Raw genomic sequence first — 10,019 nt, 5'->3', positions numbered from 1 at the left:
CCCCCACCCCGAACCCCTCCCCACAAGGGGGAGGGGACAGACCATGCTCTGTCCGCAGCGATCAAACGAAACCGTATCAACCGCCCGCGGGCGTCGCGATCGTCGCGGCCCGGGTGAGCGTTCGCGTGGCCGGGTCGCCGCGGTAGACGAGGATTTCGGCCGTGCCGATGTTCACGTCCTCGATCTGCCGGGGCTCGATCCGGTCGAGGCGCAGGAGCAGGGATCGCAGCGAGTTGCCGTGGGCGACGACGAGCACGCAGCCGCCGCCCAGAACGCGAGGCGCGATCGTGTGCTCGAAGAACGGCCACAGGCGCGCCTCCGTCATCGCCAGGCTCTCGCCGCCGGGCGGCACCGCATCGTAGGATTTGCGCCACGTGCGGACCTGCTCGACCCCGAACCGGGCGCGCGCATCCGGCTTGTTCAGGCCGGCCAGCGCCCCGTAGTCGCGCTCGTTCAGGGCCGCATCCGTGTGCACGGGCAGATCGGATTGGCCCAGCGCCTCGAGGATCAGCGCGAGCGTGTGCTGAGCCCGCCGGAGCCGGCTCGTGAACGCCGCATCGAACCGGTATCCGAGGTTCCGCAGCGTGGTGCCGGCGCTGCCGGCTTCCTCGACGCCGCGCGGCGTCAGGGCCGGGTCCCGCAAGCCTGAGAAGAGCTCCCGCTCGTTGTCTTCGCTCTGGCCGTGACGCACGAGCACGAGAGTGTGTGTGTTGCTGTCCATGTCCATCCGCCCGCCGGAGCGAGCTATCGCGTCACGGTCAGGCTCGCAACCGTTGCTTCGAGGGGCGTCGGCGCCGGGCGCTTTCTCCCTCGAAGGCCGAAAAGATCGACGCGCCGGGGACGGGGTGCGGCCTTCTGCTGCCGCCGCGAGCCGAAGCCGCCGACGCGCGTTGTTCGTCGGGCCGCGCATGCGGGGCCGCGACGCGAGACGACGGGGGATGTGACGAAAGCGATGCCGACGGTGTTTCTCGACTGCGACGGGGTCCTGGCCGATTTCGATGGAGGAGCCTCGCGCGTGCTCGGTCTGTCACCGGAGGCGTTCCAGCGCCGCTTCGGCCGGAAGCAGTTCTGGGACCGGCTGGCGGCGGAGCCCGACTTCTTCGCGCAACTCGACCCGTTGCCGGATGCGAGAGACCTCTACGAGGCCGTCAGCGCGTGCCGGCCCGTCATCCTCACCGGCTTGCCGCGGGGGAACTGGGCGGAGCCGCAGAAGCGGCTCTGGGCCGAGCGCCACTTTCCCGGCACTCCGATGATCACGACGACCGCCGCGTTGAAGCGCGAGCATTGCCGTCCGGGCGACGCGCTGGTCGACGACTGGACCACGCACCGGCATCGCTGGGAGGAGGCCGGCGGCGTCTTCATCCATCACCGGGACGCGGCTTCGTCGATCCGAGCCCTGCGCGACCACGGATTCATCTGATCGCGGCCGCCCGGGTCCCGATCGGGCCGGAAGCCCGCATCGGCCCCGGCCTCGGCGATCGCGCGCCTCGCGGCGATCAACCGCACATGCGGCGATAGCGCCGGCAATTGCCCTGGCCCTCCTCGCCGTAGAGGTCCCGGTTCTCGCAGCGATCGCGCAGCTCCCGGCACATGCGGCGATAGCGGCGGTCGTCGCGCTCTTCGCGGTAGCCGCGGCCATCATCGACGTCCACGCCGCCGGGACCGATGCGGATCCCCTGCGCGAAGCTCGGAACATCGAGGATCATCAGTGTGCCGAGGGCGGCCGTCGCGATCAGGATCTTGCGCATGGACGTTCTCCCCTTCCTGTATGCTGTTAAACCGGGTGGACAAACGCGCGATCACTGAAAAGGGTTCATGCCGCCGGCGCCCTCGATGTTCCGGCTCGGGCGATAGTCTGTGATCGCCGCGCGCGCCGGCTGCTCGAGGAACGCATGGCGCGGGGCGCCGCTCCGGCGGCCGGTTCCGGCCCGCTCGGTTCGATGACCGCCCCGGCGCGGCGACCGCCGGCTCTGTCATCGACAAAAGAAGAACCGGGAAGGCGGCGTTTCGCCGGCGCGAGGTCTTGCCGAAACTTGGCTCCGCGGCATAGGCTCGGGACAAAGTTCCTCGAGGGAGGGTCCGGTCGTTCCCGATGTGCCGCGCACACCGGAATGGCCGGTGCGGGCATGCCCGTTGAGAGGGGACGGATGAGCGACCGATCGAGTGGCGTTGGGTCGGGCAATGCGCTCTCGCGCATACCGCAGAATGTGGCGGCCGGCCTCGGCCTCGCCCTGCTCGGCGTGTTCGGCGTCTGGGCCTCGGGCGATCTGCCGCGGGGCACCCTCGGCGCGATGGGCCCCGGCATGCTGCCGTACTGGGTCGCGGTCGGCGTGGCTGCCTGCGGGGTCGTGCTGGCCGTGACGGGCTTCGTCCGCGGCGGCGAGGGGCTCCAGGCGGTGGGCCTGCGCGGTCCGGTCGTCGTCGTCCTGGCCATCCTCGCCTTCGCCGTGACGATCCGGCCCGCCACCCTCGGTCCCGTCACCACGCCCGGCCTCGGCCTGATCGTCGCCGGCCCCCTCGCGGTCATCCTCGCGGGCTACGCCTCGCCCGAAGCGCGGTTCCGCGAACTCCTGATCCTGGCGCTGCTCCTCACGGCCGGGTGCATGCTGCTGTTCGGCGACCTGCTCAACCTGCCGATCCCGCTCTTTCCCACCGCGCTCGTCGAGGCGGCGAGCGGAACGATTCCCTCGCGGGTGCTCCTGCGGCTGATGGCCGGGGCGCTCGCCCTGGCGGGGCTGGGCCTGCTGCTCCTGCAGCGCCGGTCCGCCCGGCGGGCCGGGACCGACGTCGCCCGGCACTCGATGACCGCCTGATCGGAAGCGCAACCCCGTGCCGGATCTCCTCTCCAATCTCGGTCTCGGCTTCGCCGTCGCGCTGAGCCTGCAGAACCTGCTCCTCTGCTTCCTCGGCTGCCTCGTCGGCACGCTGATCGGCGTGCTGCCCGGCGTGGGGCCGATCGCCACCATCGCCATGCTGCTGCCGATCACCTTCGGCCTCGATCCGGTGGGCGCGCTGATCATGCTCGCCGGCATCTATTACGGGGCGCAGTACGGCGGCTCGACCACCGCGATCCTCGTCAACATCCCCGGCGAGGCGACCTCGGTCGTCACCACCCTCGACGGGCATCAGATGGCGCGGCAGGGCCGGGCCGGCATCGCGCTGGGCACCGCCGCCATCGCCTCGTTCTTCGCCGGCACCGTCGCCACCCTGCTGATCGCCGCGCTCGGCGCGCCGCTCACCCGCCTCGCGCTGATCTTCGGGCCGGCCGAGTACTTCGCCCTGATGGTCATGGGACTGGCCTTCGCCGTCGTCCTCGCCCACGGCTCCGTGCTCAAGGCCGTGGCGATGATCCTGGTCGGCATCCTGTTCGCCTGCGTCGGCACCGACCTCGAGACCGGCGAGGAGCGGATGACCTTCGGCTTCACCTTCCTGACCGACGGCATCGACTTCTCCGTGCTGGCGATGGGCCTGTTCGGCGTGGCCGAGATCCTGCGCAACCTCGACCAGACCGAGACGCGGGAGGTCGCGCGGGCGCGCATCGGCCGCCTGCTGCCGGGTCTGGCGGATCTGCGCCAGGCGATGCCCGCGACCCTGCGCGGCACCGCGATCGGGGCGACGCTCGGCATCCTGCCCGGCAACGGCGCGGTGCTCGGGCCCTTTGCCGCCTACACCGTCGAGAAGCGCATCGCCCGCGACCCGAGCCGCTTCGGCCGCGGCGCCATCGAGGGCGTGGCCGGTCCGGAGAGCGCCAACAATGCGGGGGCGCAGACGGCCTTCATCCCGCTCCTCACCCTCGGCATCCCGCCCAACGCCGTGATGGCGCTGATGGTCGGCGCGATGACCATCCACGGCATCGTGCCGGGGCCCGGCGTGATGACCAAGAGCCCCAACCTGTTCTGGGGCATGATCGCCTCGATGTGGATCGGCAACCTGATGTTGCTCGTCATCAACCTGCCGCTGGTCGGCATCTGGGTGCGCCTGCTGAAGGTGCCCTACCGGCTGATGTTCCCCGCGATCCTGATGTTCTGCTCGATCGGCATCTACTCGATCAATTCCCTGCCGACCGACGTGATGCTCATCGCGGCCTTCGGGCTGTTCGGCTACGCGCTGATCAAGTTCGGCTTCGAGCCGGCGCCGCTCCTGCTGGGCTTCGTGCTGGGCAAGCTGATGGAGGAGTACCTGCGCCGCGCGCTCACCCTCTCGCGCGGGGACGCCATGGTCTTCCTGGAGCGTCCGGTCAGCGCGGTGCTGTTCCTCGTCGCCTTCACCATCCTGGCGCTGGCGCTGCTGCCGTCGCTGCGGCGAAGCCGCGATGAGGTGTTCACGGAAGCCTGACCGGCACGATGACCGCAGGGCTCTCCGAAACGACAAGATCAGAAAGGGAAAGAGGAAACCATGAGAACGGCTCTCGCACTCGGTCTCCTGTCGGCGCTCGCCGCCTTCGGAGCCGCGGCCGACACCTACCCCCAGCGCCCGATCACCATGGTGGTGCCCTTCGCGGCCGGCGGTCCGACCGACGTCGTCGCGCGCATCGTCGCCGAGCCGATGTCGCGCGCGCTCGGCCAGCAGGTCGTCATCGAGAACGTCACCGGCGCCGGCGGCACGACCGGGATCACCCGTGCCTCGCAGGCCGCGCCCGACGGCTACACCATCATGATGGGCCATATGGGTACGCACGGCGCCGCGCCGGCCCTGTTCAAGGGTCTGAAATACGATCCCGCCAAGAGCTTCGACACGGTCGGCCTCGCCGCCGGCACGCCGATCGTCATCGTCGCCAAGAAATCCATGGCGGCGCCCGACCTCAAGGGCTTCATCGAGGCGATCAAGGCCGGCGGCGCCTCGATCAACCAGGCGCATGCGGGCGTCGGCTCCGTCTCGCACTCGACGGGCATCCTGTTCGACTCCCTCGTCGGCGCCAAGCCGACGCTCGTCGTCTACCGCGGCACCGGGCCGGCGCTGAACGACCTGGTGGCGGGGCAGGTCGACTTCATGACCGACCAGATCGTCAACGTCGCCCCGCAGATCACCGGCGGCACGATCAAGGCCTACGCGATCGCGACCCCCGAGCGCTCCCCGAGCCTGCCGGACGTGCCGACCACCAAGGAGGCGGGCCTGCCGGAATACGAGGTCAGCGCCTGGAACGCCGTCTTCGCGCCGAAGGGCCTGCCGGCCGACGTCCGGGCCAAGCTCGTCGCGGCCCTCGACACCGCGCTCAAGGACGCGGGCGCGCGGAAGCGCATCCTCGAACTCGGCGGTACGGTGCCGAAGGAGTCCGAGGCCGGCCCCGACGCGCTGCAGAAGCTCGTCGAGAGCGAGGTCGCCCGCTGGACGCCCGTCCTCCGGTCCGCCGCCGACGCCAATCCCTGACGGTCGTTCGAGAGCGCTCACCGACGAAGCAGAGACCGGTCCCGGGCAGGTTGCCATCGGGACCGGCCCTCGGGTAACCCCGCGGCCCGCGGCTCGTCCGGCGTCCCGTCGCCGAAAAAACCATCAACCGGCGCTCCCGTCCGGGAGCCTCGACCGGCTCACCGACCATCCTCATCGCCCTCCGAAGCAGCGCGCGAACGCTTGACGGTCGCGCCGCCGCCTCGGAGGGATGGGACAGCGAAAGCGTGCGATCGTGGATTCCTATCTCAGTTCCTCCTTCCTGCTGTCCCTTCTCCAGATCATCTGGATCGACATCATCCTGTCGGGCGACAACGCCGTGGTTATCGCCCTGGCCTGCCGCGGGCTGCCCGAGCGGCAGCGAAAGATCGGCGTCTATGCGGGCGCCCTGGTCGCGGCGCTCCTGCGGATCGTCTTCGCCGTCGTCATCTCGCAGCTGCTCGCGGTGCCGCTGCTGAAGGTCGTCGGCGGCCTCATCCTGCTGCACATCGCCGTCAAGCTGGTGCGCGGCGAGGAGGAGGACGAGAGCAGCATCAAGGAGCAGTCCAGCCTTCCCAAGGCGATCTGGACGATCGCCGTCGCCGACGCGGTCATGAGCTTCGACAACGTCGTCGCCGTGGCGGGGGCGGCCAAGGGGCACGACGAGCTCTTCATCATCGGTCTCGCCCTCTCCGTCCCGCTCCTCGTGGTCGGCGCGACCCTGATCACCCGGCTGATCGACCGGTTCCCGATCCTGATCTGGTTCGGCGGCGGGCTTCTCGGCTGGGTGGCGGGCGAGATGATCATCTCCGATCGGCTGGTGCATCAGCACGTGGTCGAGGCGCTGCCCACCGCTCTGCAGCCCACCCTGCATGCCGTGGCGGCGGCCGTCGGCGCCGTCCTCGTCATCGGCCTCGGCGCCCTCCTCAAGCGCAAGTCCGACCGGGCGGTGGCGGCCGAGCAGGCCGATGCCGTCGACACGGCGGAAGCCGACGTCCTCGGCCGCTGAGGCCGCCGCTCCGCCGTCGGGCCTGCTTTCGTCCGGCGGTCCCCAGGGAAGTGCGGGGAAAGCGGGGGATCGCGTCCGCGGGGAGGAACCGTCGGCGGCCCGTCCGGGGTTCTCGGAGGCCGACCCCGGAAGCCGCCCGACGGAACAGAGATGGCACAGCCCAGGACCGCGAAGCCCAGAGACGATCGGGAGGCGAGCCGGGAGGCGTCGGCCGCCCCGCTGATCCCGACGGGGGCCCTGGCGGTTGCCCTGCTCGGCTTCGCGGGGGATGCGCGGCCGCTGATCCACGTGGCCCGCGACGGGCGCCGCCTCGACGAGATCGCCGCCGTCCTGCGGGCCCTGGCGCCGGAGCGGAGCGTGGCGGTCTTTCCCGAGTGGGATTGCCTGCCCTTCGATCGCGCCTCGCCCTCGCGCGGGGTGATGGGCGCGCGCACCGGCGTGCTGCGCTGGCTGACCGACGGCCAAGCCCTGCCCGATATCCTGCTCACCACCGCCCCGGCGCTCCTGCAGCGCGTGCCGCCGCCGGAGACCTGGGCGAGCGCCCATGTCGAGCTGCGCGTCGGCGACCCGCTCGAGTCCGAGCAGCTGACGGCGCAGCTAGCCCGGCTCGGCTACATCCTCGACGATCGCGTCGACGAGCCCGGCGAGGTGGCGGTCCGCGGGCGGACCATCGACGTGTTCCCGGCGGCCGCGCCGCTCCCCTGCCGGGTCGAGCACGACGGCGCCCGCATCACCGCGATCCGGTCCTACGACCCGGTGTCGCAGCGCTCGAAGGTCGAGACCGAGCGGCTGGTGATCGATCCCGCCACCGAGATCATCCTCAACCCGGCTTCCGACATCGGCCTGGAACCCTTCACCGGCCAGGAGCACCGGCTGGCGCGCTTCTATCCCGCGCTGGTGACGGTCCTCGACTACGTCCCCGGGGCGCGCCTCGTCGTCGAGGACGGCGTCGGGGAGCGCGCCGCCGCCTTCTTCGAGCAGATCGCCGAGGGGCGCGAGGCGGACGGGCTGACCCCGGCCGCGGGAAGCCGGCAGGGACCGCAGTCCGACCGGGAGCCGGATCTCTATCTCGCGCCCGAGGCGTGGGCGGCGCTCATCGAGGCGCGCAGCCTCGCCGCCGCGACCGGAGCCGCGGCGGAACGGGTCGCCGGGCCGGTCTTCGCCCGCGAGCGCCGCCCCGAGGCGGCCTTCGCGAAGGCCCTGCGCGCGGCCCTCAAGGCCGGGGAGCGCGTCGTGCTCGCCGGCCCCAAGGCGCCGCTGCGCCGCCTCGTGCGGGCGGCGGCGGCCGTCGATGACCGGGCCCTGCGCCTGATCGATGCCTGGGCCGAGGTCGAGGGGGCGGAGCCCGGTGCCATGCTGGCGATCGAGGCGCCCGTCGAGGCGGGGTTCCGAGTGCCGGAAGCCGGCGCGACGGTGATCGCCGCCGCCGACCTGTTCGGACATCTGGCCGGGGGCGCGCGGCGGCAGGCCGCCGTGCTGCCGATCGGCGAGGTCGAGCTGCGGGTCGGCGACGTCGCGATCGATCGCGATCACGGCCTGTGCGTGTTCGAGGGGCTGGAGGCGATCCGCGCGGGCGAGGCGGACGAGGAGGACGCCCTGCGCCTGCGGTTTGCCGACGAGGCCATCCTCATGGTGCCGGTCGCCCAAGCCGACCGGATCTGGCGCTACGGCTCGGAGACCGAGGCGGTGACCCTCGACCGGCTCGACGGCGGCACCTGGGGCCGGCGCCGCCTGGAGGCGGAGGCGACGCTGGCCAAGGCGGCGCGGGCGATGCTCAAGGCCGCGCAGGAGCGCCGCAAGGCGCGCGCGCCGACGATCGTGCCGCCGGAGCGCGAGATGGAGCGGTTCGCCGCCGGCTTCGGCTTTCCGCTCACCGGCGATCAGGCCGGGGCGGTGGAGGACACCCTGAGCGATCTCGCCGGCGAGGCGCCGATGGACCGGTTGGTCTGCGGCGATGTCGGCTTCGGCAAGACCGAGGTGGCGCTGCGGTCCGCGGCGGCGGCGGTCTTCGCCGGCCGGCAGGTCGCCGTCATGGCGCCGACCACGGTGCTGGTGCGCCAGCATGTCGAGACGTTCCGGCGGCGCTTTGCCCGTTTCGGCATCGAGGTGGCGCATCTTTCGCGCCTCGTTCCCCCCGCCGAGGCCAAGCGGGTGAAGCAAGGTCTGGCCGAGGGCAGCGTCCGCCTCGTCGTCGGCACCCAGGCGTTGGCCGGGCGCGGCGTGGCGTTCCACGATCTCGGGCTCGTCATCATCGACGAGGAGCAGCGCTTCGGCGCCAAGACCAAGGCGAGCCTGCGCAAGGCGGCGGGCGACGCCCACATCCTCACCCTAAGCGCGACGCCGATCCCGCGCACGCTCCAGGCGGCGATGGTCGGGATGCAGAGCCTCAGCGTGATCGCCACGCCCCCGGCGGTGCGCCAGCCGATCCGCACGGTGATCGCCCCCTTCGAGGAGGCGACGCTGGCCGCGGCGCTGCGGCGCGAGCACCGCCGCGGCGGCCAGAGCTTCGTGGTCTGCCCGCGCATCGAGGACATCGCGCCGATGGAGAAGCGCCTGCGCGCGCTCGTGCCGGGGCTCGCGGTCGTCACCGCCCACGGGGAGATGAAGCCGGCGGAGATGGACGACGCCATGGTCCGTTTCGCCGACGGCGAGGGCGACGTGCTGCTCGCCACCAGCATCATCGAGAGCGGGCTCGACGTGCCGCGGGCGAACACCATGCTGATCTGGGATGCGGAGCGGTTCGGCCTCGCGCAGCTGCACCAGTTGCGCGGCCGGGTCGGGCGCGGGCAGCGGCGCGGGGTGGTCTACCTGTTCGGGCATCCCGACAAGCCGCTCAGCCCCGCCACCGAGAAGCGCCTGCGCACGCTCGAGGCGCTCGACCGGCTGGGGGCGGGCTTCGCCATCTCCGCCCGCGACCTCGACCTGCGCGGCGCGGGCGACCTCGTCGGCGACGACCAGTCCGGCCACGTCAAGCTCGTCGGCCTCGGGCTCTACCAGCATCTGCTGCAACTGGCGCTCCGCGCGGCCAAGGGCGAGGCGGCCGAGGATTGGAGTCCGGAGGTGCGGATCGGCCTGAACGGCCGCGTGCCCGCCGACTACATCCCCGAGCCCGAGATCCGCCTGAGCCTCTACTCCCGCCTGCTGCGCCTGCGCGAGGCGGCCGAGATCGATGCCCTGCGCGACGAGATCGAGGACCGCTTCGGCCCCCTGCCGGAGCCTGTGGAGGCGCTGTTCACCCTGGCCGCCCTGCGCACCGGATGCCTCGCGCTGGGCATCGTCCGTCTCAACGGCGGACCGCAGGGGATCGCGGCCGATTTCCATCCGGACAGGCCGACGCCGGTGATCCCGGTCTCCGACGCCATCACCGTGCGCGACAGGCGCATCGTCATGCGCGGGGGCTGCGACGACGCGGTCGAGCGGGGAAGGCGCGCCGCCCGCTTCCTGCGCCATCTCCAGGAGGCCCGCGACCGGCACGCCTGAACGCGAAAACCCTCCCGGCCGCGGAGGCCGGGAGGGCAGGGGCGACGGCCGGACCGGTGGCCGGTGATCAGCCCGGGGCGAGCCCGAGCAGGGTCCCGAGGGGGACGACGAGGGTGAAGCCGCCGTAGAAGCCGTCCTTGGCCCGGCGCGCGGTGAAGGGGTTCCA

Annotated in this window: 8 protein-coding genes; 6 read left to right on the top strand and 2 right to left on the bottom strand. The window is 72.0% G+C overall.

From position 1 onward, the window contains the following. Nucleotides 1-76 precede the first annotated feature (76 nt). Entirely contained in the window at nt 77-721 is a 645-nt protein-coding gene (locus ABS772_RS02695) for a 2,3-bisphosphoglycerate-dependent phosphoglycerate mutase (RefSeq protein ID WP_350391989.1), read from the bottom strand. Nucleotides 722-952: 231 nt separating this feature from the next. Between ABS772_RS02695 and ABS772_RS02690 the strand changes: the two genes are divergently transcribed. Beyond that, entirely contained in the window at nt 953-1,420 is a 468-nt protein-coding gene (locus ABS772_RS02690; protein WP_350391988.1) for a 5' nucleotidase, NT5C type, read from the top strand. Between the two features lie 76 nt (nt 1,421-1,496). On the opposite strand, the gene ABS772_RS02685 is transcribed toward ABS772_RS02690, so the two are convergent. After that, nucleotides 1,497-1,748 (bottom strand): hypothetical protein, encoded by a 252-nt coding sequence (locus ABS772_RS02685; RefSeq protein WP_350391987.1) that lies wholly within the window; start codon nt 1,746-1,748, stop codon nt 1,497-1,499. A 399-nt stretch (nt 1,749-2,147) separates the two neighbouring features. Here ABS772_RS02685 and ABS772_RS02680 point away from each other — a divergent pair, with 399 nt between their 5' ends. The 5 genes from ABS772_RS02680 (at nt 2,148) to ABS772_RS02660 (ending at nt 9,853) form a co-directional block, all read left to right on the top strand. Beyond that, the gene (locus ABS772_RS02680; protein WP_238253550.1) at nt 2,148-2,813 is read left to right on the top strand and encodes a tripartite tricarboxylate transporter TctB family protein; all 666 of its coding nucleotides are present in this window, start codon (nt 2,148-2,150) and stop codon (nt 2,811-2,813) included. Between the two features lie 16 nt (nt 2,814-2,829). Continuing rightward, entirely contained in the window at nt 2,830-4,335 is a 1,506-nt protein-coding gene (locus tag ABS772_RS02675; RefSeq protein WP_238253549.1) for a tripartite tricarboxylate transporter permease, read from the top strand. Nucleotides 4,336-4,395: 60 nt separating this feature from the next. Then, nucleotides 4,396-5,367 carry a tripartite tricarboxylate transporter substrate-binding protein gene (locus tag ABS772_RS02670; protein WP_350391986.1) on the top strand — a complete coding sequence of 324 codons (972 nt, stop codon included), beginning with the start codon at nt 4,396-4,398 and terminating at the stop codon, nt 5,365-5,367. A gap of 253 nt (nt 5,368-5,620) precedes the next feature. Further along, entirely contained in the window at nt 5,621-6,373 is a 753-nt protein-coding gene (locus ABS772_RS02665) for a TerC family protein (RefSeq protein ID WP_238253547.1), read from the top strand. Between the two features lie 150 nt (nt 6,374-6,523). Continuing rightward, nucleotides 6,524-9,853 carry a helicase-related protein gene (locus ABS772_RS02660; protein ID WP_350391985.1) on the top strand — a complete coding sequence of 1,110 codons (3,330 nt, stop codon included), beginning with the start codon at nt 6,524-6,526 and terminating at the stop codon, nt 9,851-9,853. Nucleotides 9,854-10,019 lie beyond the last annotated feature (166 nt).

The organism is Methylorubrum podarium (assembly GCF_040270385.1).
In the GTDB taxonomy this organism is placed as follows: Bacteria; Pseudomonadota; Alphaproteobacteria; order Rhizobiales; family Beijerinckiaceae; genus Methylobacterium; species Methylobacterium podarium.
Note: the sequence above shows the minus strand (reverse complement) of the source record. Positions and strands in the feature narration are given on the sequence as shown.